Source organism: Williamsia sp. CHRR-6, assembly GCF_018474015.1.
In the GTDB taxonomy this organism is placed as follows: domain Bacteria; phylum Actinomycetota; class Actinomycetes; order Mycobacteriales; family Mycobacteriaceae; genus Williamsia_A.
In genome coordinates this window covers 57,308-72,751 of sequence record NZ_JAHCSG010000002.1, presented here as the reverse complement: position 1 = coordinate 72,751, position 15,444 = coordinate 57,308, and the positions used below count along the sequence as shown (strand labels likewise).

Below are 15,444 nucleotides of genomic sequence, written 5' to 3'. Positions count from 1 at the left end.
CCTATGGTCGGGTCGTTGGTGACACTTCGGTGCGGCGCGAGCCCCGCTGTCGCACCAATGCCCACACCCCCGCCGATGCCCAGATCACCGCGACGGTGACGGCAACTCCGAGGGGATAGTTCCGGTCGAGCAGGGTGGGGTTGTCTGGCCGCAGCCCGGGCCGGGTGAGAAACGGTGCGGCCACCGCGATCAGGGCCGCCGAGCCCACCAGGGCCACGATCAACGGCGTGCGCAGCCAGGGGGCGGCGAACCGGTGCAGAACCCAGCCGACGACCGCGACGGTAGGCATCAACACCAGGTCCGAGAGCACCGGTGGGACGAGGAACCAGAGGCCGAAGGTGATCACGTCGGCGCGTCGGGGCAACGCGTCGAGCAACGCCGACACCCCCACCCACGCCAGTCCCGCCGCGAGCAGCGCCAGGGCACCACGAATCCACATCATGTCCGCACCTCGATGCGCGAGAGCCACTTGGTCTGCAGCACACCGGGACGTCCCGGGGCGATCAATCGAGCGGGATAGCCGTGGTCGATGTCGAGCTCATCACCGTTGAGTCGCAGGGCGATCAGCGTCAGCGGATCCTCCGCCACCGCACGGGGAACCGCGGCCCGCCCGTAGAGGCCACGTTCGAGTGAGACGACCTCGGAGTCGGCCGGGTCGATTCCCGCCGCCGCCAACACCTCGGCGAAGGACACGCCCGTCCACTCTGCGTTGCGTGACCAGCCCTCGACACAGGCCAACGGCAGGGTGGCGGTGCGCTGTGGGAGTGCCTGCAGGGCAGCGAGATCGAACTCTCGTTGACCGGTCGGACCGGTGACCACGAGGCGCCATCGCTGCGAGCGAGCGGCCGCGGTCACCCCGGCGGCGACCGCGGTTCGGTTGACCGGTAGCCCCTGCGGTCCGCGACCCGACCGCTGTGCGGCCACCGAGACCGGTGCGAACAGCGGGATGCGGTCACCGATGGTGGCCACGGTGACCACACCCGCTGCCCCGCCTGCGAGCACCAACACCCCCCGCCGGGTCAGCTGCGAATTCGATCCCTGCGACGACGGCGATACCGAGCGGCCGGGCGATTGTTGTTCTACCGGATCATTGTTCGCGCCATCGTGGTCGGGCTCCGATGACAATGCCCGCCGGATCACCGGAAGCTTCACCGCGATGTGCACGACGATGGCCGCCACGGCCAGCCACCCGACCGCGTAGTGCACGGTGGGAAAGAAGAAGCTCCAGGGGTAGTACTCGGCCACGTTGAGCAATCCGGTGATCAGCTCGAAGCTCGCCGACGCGATGAGCAGCAGGATGGAGGCCCGTTCGACAGCGGCCACCGGGCCGCCGATGAGGGGTCGCTTCCAGAACTTCGGGGTCACCACCCACAGCTTCATCACCAGCAGCGGGATGGCCGCGATTCCGGTCGCCACGTGCAGGCCCTGGCTGAGCCGGTAGATCCACACCGGTCGCGTGGGCAGGGTGAGCCACTCCACCGGGTGTTGATGCAGATGGCTGAACAATCCGGTGAGGAAGCACACGGTGAAGGCGATCCCGAGCAGAAGTCCCAGCCGGGCGGCGAGCCGCTCCTCGTGCAGCGGCGAGGTGTAGTCCTGCGGTCGCGGCAGGCGTGGCGTGATCATTCCGCTCCCCGGTGGCCTCGACTGCAGGCACGCACCAGCGTCACCTGCCAACGGCTGCCGTGCACGCCGGTCGCCACCACGTGCAGCCCCGCGGCGTGGGCCACGGCCTCGACCGCGTCGACGCCGACATGGCTCCACCGGAACGGATCGGAGAGTTCGCCTGCGGCGCTGAGCCGCATGGTGACCGTACGTAATCCGGTTCCCGGCGCCTCGACGTCGGCGACGATGGTTCCACGTGGGGACACCAGCGACGCACATCTCGACAGCAACCGGACCGGGTCGGCTCCGATCCCGATGTTGCCGTCGGCCAGCAGCAGGTGATCCCAGCGGTGCCAGCCCGCGGTCATGGCGAAGACGTCGCGTCGCATGGCCATCGCGCCGCGCGCTCGGGTCAGCGCAACCGCCCGGGCCGAGATGTCGATTCCCAGTGCAGGCACTCCACGCGCGGTGAGCGCGGCGGTGAGCCGACCCGGGCCGCACCCCACGTCGAGGGTCGGTCCGGTGCAGGCCTGCACCATGGGGGCATCGGAGGCGTCGGCGTCGGCCAACCAGGTCCGCACCGGCAGCGACCGGCCGTCCTGATCGCTCAACTCGCCTGTGCGCAAGGCGATGTCGTAGATCGCTGCGGCGGGTGTCATGTCGAGACCACCGCATCCCGGGCCAGCAGCGCGGTGGCGAGCCGCCCGAACCGCGTGGTCGGCGCCGCGGCGGCGACCACCGCGGCGTCGGCGCAGGTGTCCACGTCGGTGAGCCGGGGCAGATCGACCACGTGCAGACCCTGTGTCAACAGCATGTCGCGGGTCAGCGATCCGGTGTGGTCGGTGGACATCTCGATCGTGCGCAGACCGTCGACGTGCCGGGCATCGCGCACCGCGAGCCCCCACCAACCGCCGTCGTCGGCCATCCCGAGAGCAGCGGTTCCCGATGTGGCGATCGCGTCCAACGCAGATCCCAGCAGTTGCGCGGTCACCTGAGGGGTGTCCATACCGATCTGCACCACACGGTGGTCGGCGCCGCCGGCATCATGATGGGCCGCGACCAGACGTTCCCCGAAGGTATTGCCGCACTGTGGGATCACCACGCAGTCGGCCAGTCGGGTCCGCACCTGCGCGGCGGCCACAGCGGCATCGAGTGCACCCGTCATCGCGACGACGGTGCGTGCCCCCGGTACCGCGAGCGCGGCGTCGAGGGTGTCGAGGAGGGCCATCGCGGCGAGTTCGGCCGCCAGCTGCGGGGTGAGGCCCACGGCAAGCCGGGTCTTCGCTCGGCCGGGGATCGGCGCCTTGGCGACCACCAGCACGGTGGCGGTCACGACGCACCCACCCGGGTGCGTCGGTGTCGGACCAGGGTCGTCGCGAAATCGGTTGCCGCGATGCATGTTCCGCGCGCCGAACCGCTTATCTTCGATCGCGTCCCGGCCGGCCGGGCCCGATAGGTCACCGGCACCTCCACGACATCGAGGCCGGCGTCGGTCGCCTTCAGGATGGTCTCCAGCGGATACCCGCACCGCCGGTCGAGGACCCCCAGACCCAGCCAGACCGACCGCCGGGCCACCCGCATCGGCGCGATGTCATGCACCCGGGTCCCGGTGCCCACCGAGATGACCGCAGCCAGCGCTGAGGTGCCGACACGGGCGTGCCACGGCCACACCCGCGGACCGGTGGGTCGGCGTCGCCCGCACACCACGTCGGCGTCGCCGCTGACGATCAGGGCCACCAGTGCCGGGAGGTCGGCGGGGTCCAGGGTGGCGTCGGCGTCGATGATCGCCACCAGATCGGCGGTGGCACTGGATATCCCACGGTGCACCGCAGATCCGTAGCCAGGTCGTGGTTCCTCGACGACCACCGCGCCCAGGGCCGCGGCCACCGCGACACTGGCGTCGGTGCTGCCGTTGTCGACGACGATGGCGCGGTACCCCTCCGGCAGCCGCGAGAGCACCCATGGCAGTGCCCTCGCCTCGTTCAGGCACGGCATGACCACGTCGACGATCGTCGGTGGACGTGATGTGTGATCGGTCATGTCCACGACGCTAGGAAGCAGATCTTGCCGATCCGGTGGGTAGATCCTTACCGAAGTATTTCGTCGGACCCGCAATTCTTACGGCCCGGACAACCTTCGGTCCGGGCCCTGACCGCAGCGTCGCCGGCAGCATACGGTCGCGGCCATGACCGATCTACTCACCCGTCCCCACCGGCCGGCCGGTCGCGATCGACGCGGCCGCGCGCGCCGGATCCCCGACCTGGTGTGGGTGAGCGCGGCACTGCTGCTGGTGGCCTCGGCCACCGCGGTCGGGCGGTACCGGCAACTACACGGGGAGGTCCTGTTCGTCCCCGCCCCACCGTTGTTCGCGCATCTCGATCCACACACCGGCCCGGGCACGGTGCCCGCGATCGCGCTGGCTGTCGCCGCCGTCGTCTATGCCCCCACGCTGGCACGGCGGTTGCCGTGGCGCCCGCTGCTGGCGGTCGGCTGGGCGGCGGCCACGGTGTGGACGTTCGCACTGGCCTCGATCGACCTGACCCGGCGACCACTCGGCGCCCCCCTGACCGACCGCAACGAGTACCTCTACGAGATCCCCCGCGCCGCCGACGTCAGCGAGTTCCTGCGGACCTTCACCGACCACATCCTCGATTTCCGGCCCGACAGCTGGACAACCCACGTGTCGAGCCATCCACCGCTGGCCACCCTGTTCTTCGTCGCGCTCGACCGGGTGGGGTTGGGTGGTGGGACGATGGCGGCGGTAGCAGTGATCGCGGTGGGATCACTGGCCGCAGTCGCGGTACCGGTCACCATGCGTGCGTTGGCGGCCCCGGCTGCGGCGCGCGCGGTGTGGCCGTTCGTGGTGTTCTTCCCCGGCGCGGTCTGGGTGGGTGCGTCTGCCGACGGGATGTTCATGGGGGTGTCGGCAACCGGCGTAGCGGTCGTCGCGGTGGGGGTCGCCCATCGGGGTCGACTCGGGATGCCGATCGCCGCGGTCGGGGGCGCCCTGCTGGGGGTCACCGTGTACCTGTCGTACGGGTTGGCGACGTTTGGCGTGCTGGTCGCGATGGTGGCGCTGCTCAGCGGGTTGCGCATGTGGCCGCGCGGGCCGGGCGCTCGGGCGGCCTGGCTGATGCGGTGGGGCGCGGCCACCGTCGGCGCCGGGGTGGTGGCGGTGGCCATGACCGCGTCGGGGTTCTCGTGGATCGAAGGCCTGCGACTGTTGCACACCCGCTACTACCAGGGCGTCGCCTCGATGCGGCCCTACGACTACTTCGTGTGGGCCAACCTGGCCGCACTGTGTCTGTCCGCCGGTCCGGCGTGTGCGGTCGCCGTCGCCCGGTCGGTGCGGGTGATGCGCACTCGCGCTCGCCATCTCACAGCAGGCGGTGGGAGTTGGGCCGCACTGGTACCCGCTGCCCTCACCCTGGCCGCACTCTCCTGCGTCCTGATCGCCGATGCCTCCGGGTTGTCGAAGGCCGAGACCGAGCGGATCTGGTTGCCGTTCGGGGTGTGGCTGCTGTCTGCGCTGGCCCTGGTGCCCTCCCGAGGTGCACGATGGGTACTCGCCGTGCAGGTGGGTACCGCGCTCGTCGTCAACCACCTGTTGCTGACCCACTGGTGAGTCGATCCGAAGGAGCTCTGATGACCGCCGTCGACGGCGCACCACCCACCCCGGCGACACCCGCCACGTCGACCGTGTTGGTGGTCGACGACGACGACACCGTTCGGGAGGTGGTGCGGCGCTATCTGACGCGCGCAGGCCACAGCGTGGTGGAGGCGGTCGACGGCCCAGGCGCGGTGGCCGCGATGCATCGTCACGGTCCCGATGCGGTGGTACTCGACGTGATGCTGCCCGGGATCGACGGTCTCGACGTGTGCCGACACATTCGCCGCACCAGTGCGGTGCCGATCATCATGCTGACCGCCCTCGGGGAAGAGTCCGACCGGGTCTCGGGGTTGGAGTTCGGGGCCGACGACTACGTCGTCAAGCCGTTCAGCCCGCGTGAGCTCGCCCTGCGGGTGGGCAAGATCCTGGCTCGCAGCCAACCCCAGGCCACCCTCGCCCACGCCGTCGTCGACGGCGACCTGCGCCTCGACCTCGACGCGCGCACAGTCACCCGGGCCGGGCACGACATCTCGCTCACCTCAAGGGAATTCGATCTCCTCGCGTTCTTCGTCACCCATCCCGGTGCGGTGTTCTCCCGCACCACTCTGATGGAGCGGGTGTGGGACTGGTCCTTCGGCGATCAGTCCACCGTCACCGTGCATGTGCGACGGCTACGCGCGAAGATCGAAACCGACCCGGCCACACCGACACGAATCGTGACCGTCTGGGGCGTGGGCTACCGATTCGATCCGACCGCATGACCGAGTTCATCCACATCCTGCCCTGGGCCGTGTTGGCAGGCGCGGTGGTGGCCGTGGTCGAGGCGCTGCTGCTGCGGGCGGTGCGCGGCCGAAGCCTGGGTGTGGTGCTGGCGGTGATGGTCGCGTTTCCGCTCGTGGCCGTGCTGCTGTTCGTGGTCGCGATCAGCGGCTTCATGTTCACCCAGCAACTGATGTGGACCTTGATCGCCTGCGTTCTCATCGGGGTGGCGGTGGGCCCGGCAGCGGTGGTGCTGGCCCGAGACACCGCGCGGCGTGAACTGGCGATGCAGTCCGACCGGGCCGCCGAGCACGCCGCCGAGACCTCCCGGCGTGAACTCATCGCGTGGATCAGCCATGACCTGCGCACCCCGCTGGCCGGGATCAGGGCCATGGGTGAAGCCCTGGAGGACTCGGTCGTCGACCACCCCGAGGACATGGCGCGTTACGCCCGACGTATCGGCGAGGAGACGCAGCGACTGGCGGCGATGGTCGATGACCTCTTCGAGCTGTCGCGGATCAACTCCGGGACACTGCAGATCGTCTTCGGGGAGGTGGCGGTCGATGAGGTGGTGTGTGCCGCAGTCGAATCCGCACGACCGACCGCACACGCCCGTGGGATCGAGGTGGCGATCAACCCGGCCAGTGATGACACCACTGCCCGGATTCGTGGCTCGGCGCACGAGCTGACCCGGGTCCTGGGCAATCTGTTGACCAACGCCATCCGCCACACCCCCACCGACGGCCGGATCGTCGTCGACGTCCGGCCCGGGTCACACGATGTGGTGGTCGCGGTGCAAGACGCCTGCGGCGGGATCCCTGATGAGGAGTTGCCGTTCGTGTTCGACACGGCGTTTCGTGGGGAACGGGCGCGCTCGCCGGTCGGCGGATCAGGTGCTGGTCTCGGGTTGGCGATCGCACGTGGGCTGGTGGAGGCCCACGGGGGTCACATCAGCGTGGCCAACCGACACCCGGGCTGCCGGTTCGAGGTGAGACTGCCGGTCGGCGTCGTCAGGGTGCATCCCACGGCAACGCGGTGATGGTGGGCCACTGCTGCCGCCAGCGGGCCACCTTCGCCTCGTACACCGCGCGGGTGTCCAGCACCGGGTTGGGGCGCACGATCTTGGCGAACAGGTCGTCGAACCCGTGCGGCGCGTACACCTCGTCGTGGCCGTGCGCGCTGCGTCGGATCCCGAAGCAGCATGTGGTGGAGACGAAATGGTCGATTCCGTCGCGGGTGGACCGTAGGACCGCGGCCGGGATGCCGAACTTCTCGGAGTACCACAGGTGTACGCGCGCTTGGTTTCGCACCTCGATGGTGATGGGCAGATCGGCGCACGCCCGCTGTACCCGGGCGATCACCCGGTCCTCGGCGGCGTAGCTCAGGTCCGCGGCGTCGAAGTAGAACACGTCGTAGTCGGCGATACCGGCCTGCGGCGGAGCACCGTCGAGGTGGTTCCACACGGTCTGGAACACCGCGCCGCCGGTGAGGTACCAGTCGGGTAGGCCCAGCTCGGCCAGCCGGGCGCACACCGCATCGATCTGTGGATTGGTGCCCACCGCAGCCCAGAACCGTTGCTGCGCCTGCTCATCGCTCATGTGCCCGAGGGTATGCGCGCCCGATCAGGCGACGGTCAGCGACCGCTTGGACAGCCCCATCGCAAAGCCATCCACCGAGGTGCGCACCGTCTCCCCCACCCGTGCCGCCCCCAGCGTCACGAACAGCGGCGTGAAGTGTTCGACGGTGGGGTGGGCGTAGGGCAATCCTGGTGCGCGGGATCGAAAGTCGGCGAGTTCGTCGACGTCGCCCCGGGCCAACGCGGCCGCAGCCCAGTCATCGAACTCCACCGACCAGGCGGGCACCTCGTCGGGCCGATGCCAGTTGAGGTAGGGCAGTCCGTGGGTCATGAAGCCCGATCCGATCACCAGCACACCCTCATCGCGCAGCGACTGGAGCCGAGAACCCAACTCCAGCAGTCGAATCGGATCGTCGGTGGGCAGGCTCAACTGCAGCACCGGGATGTCGGCGTCGGGGAACATCACCTTCAGCGGCAACCAGGCGCCGTGGTCGAGGCCGCGTTCGGTGTGCTCGTGCACATCGATGGTCTGTGGTAGGGCTGCGCGCACCAGATCGGCCAATGCGTGGGCGGGCGGGGTGTCATAACGCATCCGGTAGTACATCGGGTGGAACCCGCCGAAGTCGTAGACCAGCTCGGTGGGGGCCGATGCGGTGATGCCGATGCTCGTCGATTCCCAATGCGCACTCACGATCAACACCGCTCGCGGGGTGGGAATGCCCGCAGCCCAGTCGTACAGCTCGGCCATCCAGGCGGCGTCTTCGAAGGTGGGCGGCGCGCCATGGCTGAGATACAGCGCAGGCAACGGTCCCGAATCCGGGGTCCACGCCGTACTTGGCTGCCGGGTGGAGAGGTCGACGTGGCGGCGTAGGTGCGCGGCGAACGGGTGGTCGGCGGAGATCTGGGCGTCGGCGATCGCCGTGCTGGTCGCGGTGGAGCGGGTCATCGTCATCCCTTGTTGTGTGTCGCGATGGACACTACAACTCAATGACTTCACGGGGCAAGTTATTCCGAGAATGTCCACGCAGCTCAGAGGCGTTGGGCGTCCTACAGCGCAGGCGTTGCCAGGCGCGTCTCACACGCCACGCGCGGCACGCACGAAGGCGCGGACACGGCCGTGATCTTTCACCCCCGGCTCGGATTCGACCCCGCTGGACACGTCGACGCCCCACGGCGCGACCGTCGTGATGGCTTCGGCGACGTTGGCGGGGTCGAGGCCACCGGCCAACAGCCACTTCCCCTCGGGGCGTTCGATCAATTCAGCCAGGTCCCAGCGTTGCCCCGACCCCGCGTGCGGGGAGTCGAGCAGCAGCACCTCCTCGCCGTGGGCGCCGACGGTGAGATCAGGGTCATGGGCAGTGGAGGTGGCCCGCCAGATTCGTCCGATGGCACCGAGCACCGCCGCGCTCTGCACTGCGTCGTAGCCGTGCAGCTGCACCACGTCGACGCCGGCGGCCGTCGCTGCGTCGATCACCGTCGCCACCGGCAGACCCTTGACCACCAGCACCGTGGTGGCACGCGAATCGGCGTGGGCCACCAGACCAGCAGCTGTGTCGAGGTCGACATCACGCGGGCTGCCCGGGCTCATCACGACGCCGATGGCGTCGGCGCCGGCGGCCACCGCGGCATCCACGTCACCAGCCGTTCGCAGACCACACACTTTGATGAACATCGGCGCCGAGGCTACCCGGCCACCGGCGGACGAGACATCGGCCGCGGACGGAGCGCCGAGGCCCGATTCCGTGCCGTAACCTGACGGCCATGTCTGCATCCAGCGCCGCGCACGGCACTCCGGGCACCAGCCCGCGATGGCTGTCAGACGACGAGCGCAGCGCCTGGATGGCATTGATCGGCGTGGTGGTCCGCCTACCCGCCCAGCTGGATCGTCAGCTGCAGCGAGACGCCGGTATCACCCACTTCGAGTTCAGCGTGTTGGCCACCCTGTCCAACGCGAGCGAGCGCACGCTACGGATGAGCGAACTCGCCGAGTTGACCGAGGCCCAGCTTCCCCGGCTCTCGCAGGTCGCCTCGCGGATGGAGAAACGCGGGTGGCTGGTGCGGCGACCCGACCCCACCGACGGCCGCTACACGTTGGCCGAGCTGACCGATGACGGGTTCGCGGTGCTCGAGCGCAGTGCGCCAGGACACGTGGAGATGGTGCGGCGCACGGTGTTCGACGCATTGACCCAGCCGCAGATCCGCCAGCTTCGTGAGATCGGGACTCGCATCACCACCGCCACCGCACAGGTGAAGGCCGACGAGGCCGGGTCGCCGCGCCGATAGCGGCGCGACGCCCGGCGGCGTTCGAGGGGGTCAGCGAAGGACGCGCGAGAGCGCAGGCACCTTGTCGGCCAGGATGGCGTCGAGGCTGAAGCGTCCGGCGCCCACCGCCGCGATCAGCAGCGACGCCACCCCGAGCGCCAGCACGAACTCGTAGCCGCCGTCCTTGACGTAGAGACCACTGTCCATGTGGACCAGCAGGTATGCGCCGAGCATGTTCAACGCCAGAGCGATGCCGGCCAGCGGCGTGAGCAGGCCCAGGATCAGCGCGGCGCCGCCGCCGACCTCGATGACGATCGCGAGCAACGAGGTCACCGCCGGCACGGGCGCGTCGATGGTGGTGAACATGGCCTTGGTGGCGGCGTAGCCGTTGTCGAGCTTCTGCAGGCCATGCGCCAGGAAGATGACACCGATGCCGATGCGGGCGACCAGCACTGCGAGGTCACGGACGACTGAGCTCTGGGCCGAGGCGCCAGACGTGGAGATCGCGTTTCCCAAAGAGGTGTTTACTTCATGCATGAATTGAAAGCTACCGACGGTCCGGGCGCTGCGCAAGCGGATGCACCAGATGTTCACCGAAAATGGTTCAGAATCAGGCAATTTCAGGCATTTCGGGCAGCCCGGCGGCGTTGCCGCCGCTTGAGCGACCGGGTGCGTCGGCGCTCGATGCGTCGGAACCCGCGCGCCACCAGGGTGGCCGCCACACCGTGTACCCCGATGCTGATCACCACGGTTGCCGCCATCACATAGAGGGTGACATCGGCCGCGGTGCCCGCGAGGCCGTTGTAGGCCAACAACCCGAAGACGATGGTGGCGGTACCCCGCGGACCCAGCAACCCCACCACCAACCGGTCGACCATCGCCAGGTCGGTGCCGATCAGCGACAACACCACCGGAGCGATGCGCAGTACCGTCACCGCGAGGAAGCCGTAGAGGAAGATGCGCCACTCGTCATCTACCGCCGGCATGATGGCGACGCTCAGACCCAGCACGAACCACATGCCGTAGGTCGTGACGATCCCGACGTCGTCGACGAGGGTGAGTTCCTCGGGCTCGGCCTTGGACCTGCGCACCGCCCGGTACACCAGACCCGCGGCGAAGGCGGCGACGAACCCGTTGGCCTCCACCTGGGCGGTGAGCTCGTAGGTGAGAACCGGCAGCACCAGGATGCTCACCCGCAACGCCTGCGGCGATCCGAGATCATGTGCTTGCGACAGGTTGGTCAGCAGCGCACCGGCCAGACCCACCGCCGCCCCGATGGCGATCGCCACCGCCGAGGCGGGGATCAGCGATGCCAACGCCTCGCCGGCCGAGTCGGCGTGGGCGTTGTTCGCCCCGGCCAGGATGAGCCCGAACGCGAAGATGGGCGCGATGATGCCGTCGTTGTACCCACTTTCGACGTTGAGGATGTTGCGCAGCCGGGTCGGTATCCGCTTGTCTCGCACGATGGCTGCGGCCGGGGCGAGGTCGGTGGGCATCACCACGCACGCCAGGGCGATCAGCACACCCACCGACAGATCGGGAAACAACAGGATCCCCGTGAACACACCCAGGATCAGCGACACCGGCAGCGCGATCAGCAACAGCCGCAACGCCGGTCCCCGCTCGCCGCCCAACAGTCCACCGCGCACCTCGGTGGCGTCGGCGAACAGGATCAGCGCGAGGATGAGGACGACGATGTGCTCGGCGACCCTGCTGTCGAGCGCGTCCTCCAGATGCCGCTGGGCGGCGAACCCGAGCACCACCCCGACGACCAACATGACCAGCGGCCCGCTGATGTGGGCGCGAGCAAGACGTTCGGCGAAGAACGACCACAGCACCAGAGCCAGCAGGCCGATGATGAGATACAGCTCCACGTCTCGGCGTCTCCCTGTCGCACGGTCATCGTCGTCGGGTCGAGCGTCGCGATCGGGACTCCAGCCATCGAACCCAGACGCAGACCGACTCCGCAGGCTACCCGGCGCTCAGCGGATCAGCTTCTCGCTCTTGAGCCAGTCGTAGGCCACATCGGCGGGATCCTGGCCTTTGATGTCGACCCGACCGTTGAGGTCCTGCATCACGTCGTCGGTCAGACGCTGCGAGATGGCCGCCATGGCTGCGGCGATCTCAGGGTGCGCCCGTAGGGTCTTGTCCCGCACCACCGCGGTACCGCTGTAGGGCAGGAAGAACTTTCGGTCGTCGTCGAGGACCGACAACTTCAGGTTCTTCACCCGGCCGTCGGTGGTGTAGATCATGCCGAAGTTGCACGGCGTGCTCTTGTCGGTGGAGTTGTAGATGACACCGGAGTCCATGCGGGTCACGTTGCCTGCAGGCACCCCGTCGGAGGTGTCGTAGGGGATGCCGTAGGTCTTGAGCATCGGAAGGAATCCGTCTGAGCGGCTGAAGAACTCGTCGTCGACGCAGAAGGTGCGGTCCTTGACCGGCAGCCTGGCCACGTCGGAGAGCGAGCGCACACCGAGTCGCTGGGCGGTGGGGCCCGAGGCGGCGAAGGCGTAGGTGTCGTTGAAGTTGGCCGGGGGTAGCCACACCAGGTTGTGCGATGACTTCTCCAGATCACGCACCTTCTCCCACAGCAGGGTTGGGTCGGCGATCACCTCAGTCCGCTGTTGATATGTCACCCACGCGGTGCCGGTGTACTCCCACAGGATGTCGGCGTCGCCGTTGAGCTGAGCCTGCCTCGACGACGCGGATCCCGGCGCCCCGGTGAGGTCGGTGACCTGCGCACCCGAGGCCGCCAGGTACGTGGCGGTGATCTTGCCCAGGATGACGCCCTCGGTGAACGCCTTGGATGTGACGGTGATCTTCGCACCGTCGAGCGGCGTGGTCCCGTCGGAGCGCTCGGCCGCGGTGAAGGTGCCCGACGAGCTGACCAGACCACATCCGGTGAGCAGGACGACGATTGCGGCAAGGATCGCTGCCGGTGGCGCGAGTCGACCGATCATGTGTTCACTCCTCGTGGCGTCGCGGCCAACTCGACCAGACGACCGAGCCAGTCGATGGTCATGGCCAGCAGTCCGACGATGACGGCCCCCGAGACCAACAGTTTCGGTAGGAACAGGGCCACGCCGGTGGTGATCAGGGTGCCGAGGCTGTTGGCTCCGATGAAGGTGCTCAACGTGGCCGTACCCACCAGGATGACCAGCGCGGTGCGCACGCCGTTGAGGATGATCGGCACCGCCAGCGGGAGTTCCACCTGCACCAGGGTGCGCACCGCGGAGTAGCCGATACCGCGCGATGCCTCGATGATGCGGGCATCCACCTGACCCAACCCGATGATGGTGTTCTGCAGGATGGGCAGCAGGGCGTAGACGACCAGGCCGATGACCGCGGTGCGGAATCCGGTGCCCAACCAGAAGGTGAGCAGCACGATGAGCCCCAGCGCGGGCGCCGCCTGCCCGATGTTGGCCACGTTGATGACGAAGGGCCGTAGCCATTGCACGGTCTTGCGGGTCAACAGGATTCCCAGCGGGATGGCGATCACCACCACGTAGGCGGTGGCCACCAGCGTCAACTTGATGTGGTCGCCGATGGTGGCCCGCAGGGTGGACCAGGCCAGCGACGACTCCTCGGTGCTGGTGAAGGTGGTGGTGTTGTACCAGATGAGATAACCGACGCCGACGATCAAGATGATCAGCGGCTCGAACCACACGTCGGTGGGGATTCGACGCAGGCGGCTCATCACGAACCGCCCTCGGCGTGGTCGACGTAGGTGTCCTGCGCGTCCTCGGGGTGACCGGCGGCCCGCTGGGCGCGGATCACCTCCATCACCGACTCGATGGTCAACGCACCCTGCACCGCTCCCCGACCGTCGGTCACGAGCACCCCCGCCTGGCTGGCCGCCAACATCGCATCCAGGGCGTCGTTGAGGGTGGCCGAGGTGGCCACCGTGGGCAGTCGGTGATCGGTGTAATCGGAGACGGTCGGCTTGCTCAGCACCTCGGTCACCGACGGCCACGCCCGTGGCGTGCCGTCGGCGTTGACCACGACCACCCAGGTGTGTCCGCCGGCGCGGGCCTTGGCGGCCACCTCGGTGGCCGAATCACCCACGCGCGCAGTGACAATGGGCTCGTGGGCCACATCGCGGACCCGTGAGAGCGTCAGATGGGCCAGCGTGGCACCGGCGCCGACGAACTCCTCGACGAACGGGGTGGCCGGGCTGGTGAGGATCTCCTCGGGGGTGGCGTACTGCTCCACGTGCCCGCCCTCGGACAGGATGAGCACCTTGTCGCCGAGCTTGGTGGCCTCCTCGAAATCGTGGGTGACGATGACGATGGTCTTGCCCAGCTTGTGCTGGATGTCGATCAGGCTGTCCTGCAGTCGAACTCGGGTGATCGGGTCCACCGCACCAAACGGCTCGTCCATCAACAGCACAGGCGGGTCGGCGGCCAGCGCCCGGGCCACGCCCACCCGCTGCTGCTGTCCACCGGACATGTCCTTGGGCAGCCGGCGGGCGAAGGTGGCGGCATCGAGACCGACCAGATCCAGCAGATAGTCGGTGCGTTCGGCGATCTTGTTTTTGTCCCACTTGAGCACTCGCGGCAGTGCAGAGATGTTTCGGGCCACCGACCAGTGCGGGAACAGTCCGCCGGACTGGATGACGTAGCCGATCGACTGGCGCAGCTTGTCGGGGTTCTCCGCGGTCACGTCGCGGTCGCCGATGAGGATGCGGCCCTCGGTGGGCTCGATCAGTCGGTTGATCATCTTGAGAGTGGTGGTCTTGCCGCAGCCCGACGGGCCGACGAACGCGACGATCTGGCCGGCGTCGATGGTCAGGTCGAGACGGTTGACCGCGGGGGTCTCCTGGCCGCGGTATCGCTTGACCACGCCGTCGAGCCGGATCGACTCGCCGGTGACGGTGGAGGAGGCAGTGGTCATGAGAGTCCCTTTGCGATCGTGACGCGTCCCAGCAACACCAACGCAGCGTCGAAGACAAGCGCGATGAGGACGATGAGAATTGTTCCGGTGGCGGCCATCTCGAGGGCGTTGGCACCGCCGAGTCGAGAAAGTCCATTGAAGATGAGCGAGCCCAGTCCTGGGCCGAGGACGTAGGCGACGATGGCACCGATCCCGACGATCATCTGGGTGGAGACACGGATCCCGGTGAGGATGACCGGCCAGGCGATGGGCAGTTCGACGGTGAACAGGATGCGCCAGCGCGAGAGGCCGATGCCCTTGGCCGATTCGATCACCGACGCGGGGACGCTGCGCAACCCGACGATGGCGTTACCGATGACCGGTAGCGCGGCGTAGAAGGTGAGCATGATGAACGCAGGCACCACCCCGAGACCGAACGGCACGATGAGCAGCGCCAGCAGAGCCAGCGACGGAATGGTCAGCGCCACACGGCTGGTGGTCAGCGTGAGCGCACTGAACAACGGCAGTCGGTAGACGGCCACCGCGATGGCGACCGCGATCAGCGACCCCACCAGCGTCGTCTGGAAGGCCAGCGACGCATGCTGATAGGTCAGGAAGGCGAGCGTGTGCTCGCGTCCGGAGATGTAATCCCAGAGCTTCACCAACATCCCCTCTGTGGGCGCCGAGAGAGGAATCGTGGTCTACGAGACCCGTCGGCGCAGTCGTGAGCGCAATAGACGCTACCCGGGCACCCAGGTCC

18 protein-coding genes are annotated in these 15,444 nt (G+C 68.3%); 4 read left to right on the top strand and 14 right to left on the bottom strand.

The window, feature by feature from the left end:
• Position 1 precedes the first annotated feature (1 nt).
• From KIK15_RS06270 to KIK15_RS06250, 5 genes are read right to left on the bottom strand one after another with little or no spacing between them, the layout of a single operon-like run.
• Positions 2-442 (bottom strand): hypothetical protein, encoded by a 441-nt coding sequence (locus KIK15_RS06270; protein WP_214243349.1) that lies wholly within the window; start codon positions 440-442, stop codon positions 2-4.
• A complete protein-coding gene (locus tag KIK15_RS06265) occupies positions 439-1,626 on the bottom strand; it encodes a molybdopterin-dependent oxidoreductase (RefSeq protein WP_214243348.1) in 1,188 nt (395 codons plus the stop codon). Before KIK15_RS06265 ends, KIK15_RS06270 begins: the two co-directional genes overlap by 4 nt.
• Positions 1,623-2,264 carry a class I SAM-dependent methyltransferase gene (locus KIK15_RS06260; RefSeq protein WP_214243347.1) on the bottom strand — a complete coding sequence of 214 codons (642 nt, stop codon included), beginning with the start codon at positions 2,262-2,264 and terminating at the stop codon, positions 1,623-1,625. Before KIK15_RS06260 ends, KIK15_RS06265 begins: the two co-directional genes overlap by 4 nt.
• Positions 2,261-2,938: a DUF2064 domain-containing protein gene (locus KIK15_RS06255; RefSeq protein ID WP_307851764.1), complete on the bottom strand. Its 678-nt coding sequence runs from the start codon at positions 2,936-2,938 to the stop codon at positions 2,261-2,263. The genes KIK15_RS06260 and KIK15_RS06255 overlap by 4 nt, the downstream gene beginning before the upstream one ends.
• Positions 2,935-3,645, bottom strand: coding sequence for a glycosyltransferase family 2 protein (locus tag KIK15_RS06250; RefSeq protein ID WP_214243345.1), 711 nt, complete (start codon positions 3,643-3,645; stop codon positions 2,935-2,937). Before KIK15_RS06250 ends, KIK15_RS06255 begins: the two co-directional genes overlap by 4 nt.
• A gap of 145 nt (positions 3,646-3,790) precedes the next feature.
• On the opposite strand from KIK15_RS06250, the gene KIK15_RS06245 reads away from it, so the two are divergent.
• Genes KIK15_RS06245 through KIK15_RS06235 form a run of 3 tightly spaced genes read left to right on the top strand, consistent with a single transcriptional unit; the run spans position 3,791 to position 7,013 of the window.
• Positions 3,791-5,230 carry a hypothetical protein gene (locus KIK15_RS06245; RefSeq protein ID WP_250324274.1) on the top strand — a complete coding sequence of 480 codons (1,440 nt, stop codon included), beginning with the start codon at positions 3,791-3,793 and terminating at the stop codon, positions 5,228-5,230.
• Between the two features lie 20 nt (positions 5,231-5,250).
• Positions 5,251-5,976, top strand: coding sequence for a response regulator transcription factor (locus tag KIK15_RS06240; protein ID WP_214243344.1), 726 nt, complete (start codon positions 5,251-5,253; stop codon positions 5,974-5,976).
• Positions 5,973-7,013: a sensor histidine kinase KdpD gene (locus tag KIK15_RS06235; RefSeq protein WP_214243343.1), complete on the top strand. Its 1,041-nt coding sequence runs from the start codon at positions 5,973-5,975 to the stop codon at positions 7,011-7,013. The genes KIK15_RS06240 and KIK15_RS06235 overlap by 4 nt, the downstream gene beginning before the upstream one ends.
• Here KIK15_RS06235 and KIK15_RS06230 read toward each other — a convergent pair.
• The 3 genes from KIK15_RS06230 to KIK15_RS06220 form a co-directional block, all read right to left on the bottom strand.
• Complete coding sequence (locus KIK15_RS06230) at positions 6,985-7,572, bottom strand: nucleotidyltransferase family protein (RefSeq protein WP_214243342.1); 588 nt, start codon at positions 7,570-7,572, stop codon at positions 6,985-6,987. The two genes, KIK15_RS06235 and KIK15_RS06230, sit on opposite strands and share 29 nt — an antisense overlap.
• 24 nt (positions 7,573-7,596) lie before the next feature.
• Positions 7,597-8,496, bottom strand: coding sequence for a dioxygenase (locus KIK15_RS06225; RefSeq protein WP_374222823.1), 900 nt, complete (start codon positions 8,494-8,496; stop codon positions 7,597-7,599).
• A gap of 129 nt (positions 8,497-8,625) precedes the next feature.
• A complete protein-coding gene (locus KIK15_RS06220; RefSeq protein WP_214243340.1) occupies positions 8,626-9,222 on the bottom strand; it encodes a phosphoribosylanthranilate isomerase in 597 nt (198 codons plus the stop codon).
• Positions 9,223-9,311: 89 nt separating this feature from the next.
• Here KIK15_RS06220 and KIK15_RS06215 point away from each other — a divergent pair, with 89 nt between their 5' ends.
• Positions 9,312-9,833 (top strand): MarR family winged helix-turn-helix transcriptional regulator, encoded by a 522-nt coding sequence (locus KIK15_RS06215; RefSeq protein WP_214243339.1) that lies wholly within the window; start codon positions 9,312-9,314, stop codon positions 9,831-9,833.
• Between the two features lie 30 nt (positions 9,834-9,863).
• On the opposite strand, the gene KIK15_RS06210 is transcribed toward KIK15_RS06215, so the two are convergent.
• The 6 genes from KIK15_RS06210 to KIK15_RS06185 all read right to left on the bottom strand — a co-directional run bounded on the left by KIK15_RS06210 (position 9,864) and on the right by KIK15_RS06185 (position 15,352).
• Positions 9,864-10,349, bottom strand: a complete 486-nt coding sequence (locus KIK15_RS06210; protein ID WP_214243338.1) for a DoxX family protein — start codon at positions 10,347-10,349, stop codon at positions 9,864-9,866.
• An 83-nt stretch (positions 10,350-10,432) separates the two neighbouring features.
• Positions 10,433-11,686, bottom strand: coding sequence for a cation:proton antiporter (locus KIK15_RS06205; protein ID WP_214243337.1), 1,254 nt, complete (start codon positions 11,684-11,686; stop codon positions 10,433-10,435).
• Between the two features lie 108 nt (positions 11,687-11,794).
• Complete coding sequence (locus tag KIK15_RS06200) at positions 11,795-12,772, bottom strand: glycine betaine ABC transporter substrate-binding protein (RefSeq protein WP_214243336.1); 978 nt, start codon at positions 12,770-12,772, stop codon at positions 11,795-11,797.
• Positions 12,769-13,509: an ABC transporter permease gene (locus tag KIK15_RS06195; protein WP_214243335.1), complete on the bottom strand. Its 741-nt coding sequence runs from the start codon at positions 13,507-13,509 to the stop codon at positions 12,769-12,771. Before KIK15_RS06195 ends, KIK15_RS06200 begins: the two co-directional genes overlap by 4 nt.
• On the bottom strand, positions 13,509-14,705 hold the full coding sequence (locus KIK15_RS06190) for an ABC transporter ATP-binding protein (RefSeq protein WP_214243334.1): 1,197 nt from the start codon (positions 14,703-14,705) through the stop codon (positions 13,509-13,511). Before KIK15_RS06190 ends, KIK15_RS06195 begins: the two co-directional genes overlap by 1 nt.
• Positions 14,702-15,352, bottom strand: a complete 651-nt coding sequence (locus KIK15_RS06185) for an ABC transporter permease (protein WP_214243333.1) — start codon at positions 15,350-15,352, stop codon at positions 14,702-14,704. Before KIK15_RS06185 ends, KIK15_RS06190 begins: the two co-directional genes overlap by 4 nt.
• Positions 15,353-15,444 lie beyond the last annotated feature (92 nt).

Bases quoted from the DNA above. Each gene is read 5' to 3' on its own strand.
- KIK15_RS06270 (WP_214243349.1), bottom strand. From the start codon at position 442: ATGATGTGGATTCGTGGTGCCCTGGCGCTGCTCGCGGCGGGACTGGCG.
- KIK15_RS06265 (WP_214243348.1), bottom strand. From the start codon at position 1,626: ATGATCACGCCACGCCTGCCGCGACCGCAGGACTACACCTCGCCGCTG.
- KIK15_RS06260 (WP_214243347.1), bottom strand. From the start codon at position 2,264: ATGACACCCGCCGCAGCGATCTACGACATCGCCTTGCGCACAGGCGAG.
- KIK15_RS06250 (WP_214243345.1), bottom strand. From the start codon at position 3,645: ATGACCGATCACACATCACGTCCACCGACGATCGTCGACGTGGTCATG.
- KIK15_RS06245 (WP_250324274.1), top strand. From the start codon at position 3,791: ATGACCGATCTACTCACCCGTCCCCACCGGCCGGCCGGTCGCGATCGA.
- KIK15_RS06240 (WP_214243344.1), top strand. From the start codon at position 5,251: ATGACCGCCGTCGACGGCGCACCACCCACCCCGGCGACACCCGCCACG.
- KIK15_RS06235 (WP_214243343.1), top strand. From the start codon at position 5,973: ATGACCGAGTTCATCCACATCCTGCCCTGGGCCGTGTTGGCAGGCGCG.
- KIK15_RS06230 (WP_214243342.1), bottom strand. From the start codon at position 7,572: ATGAGCGATGAGCAGGCGCAGCAACGGTTCTGGGCTGCGGTGGGCACC.
- KIK15_RS06225 (WP_374222823.1), bottom strand. From the start codon at position 8,496: ATGACCCGCTCCACCGCGACCAGCACGGCGATCGCCGACGCCCAGATC.
- KIK15_RS06220 (WP_214243340.1), bottom strand. From the start codon at position 9,222: ATGTTCATCAAAGTGTGTGGTCTGCGAACGGCTGGTGACGTGGATGCC.
- KIK15_RS06215 (WP_214243339.1), top strand. From the start codon at position 9,312: ATGTCTGCATCCAGCGCCGCGCACGGCACTCCGGGCACCAGCCCGCGA.
- KIK15_RS06210 (WP_214243338.1), bottom strand. From the start codon at position 10,349: ATGCATGAAGTAAACACCTCTTTGGGAAACGCGATCTCCACGTCTGGC.
- KIK15_RS06200 (WP_214243336.1), bottom strand. From the start codon at position 12,772: ATGATCGGTCGACTCGCGCCACCGGCAGCGATCCTTGCCGCAATCGTC.
- KIK15_RS06195 (WP_214243335.1), bottom strand. From the start codon at position 13,509: ATGAGCCGCCTGCGTCGAATCCCCACCGACGTGTGGTTCGAGCCGCTG.
- KIK15_RS06190 (WP_214243334.1), bottom strand. From the start codon at position 14,705: ATGACCACTGCCTCCTCCACCGTCACCGGCGAGTCGATCCGGCTCGAC.
- KIK15_RS06185 (WP_214243333.1), bottom strand. From the start codon at position 15,352: ATGTTGGTGAAGCTCTGGGATTACATCTCCGGACGCGAGCACACGCTC.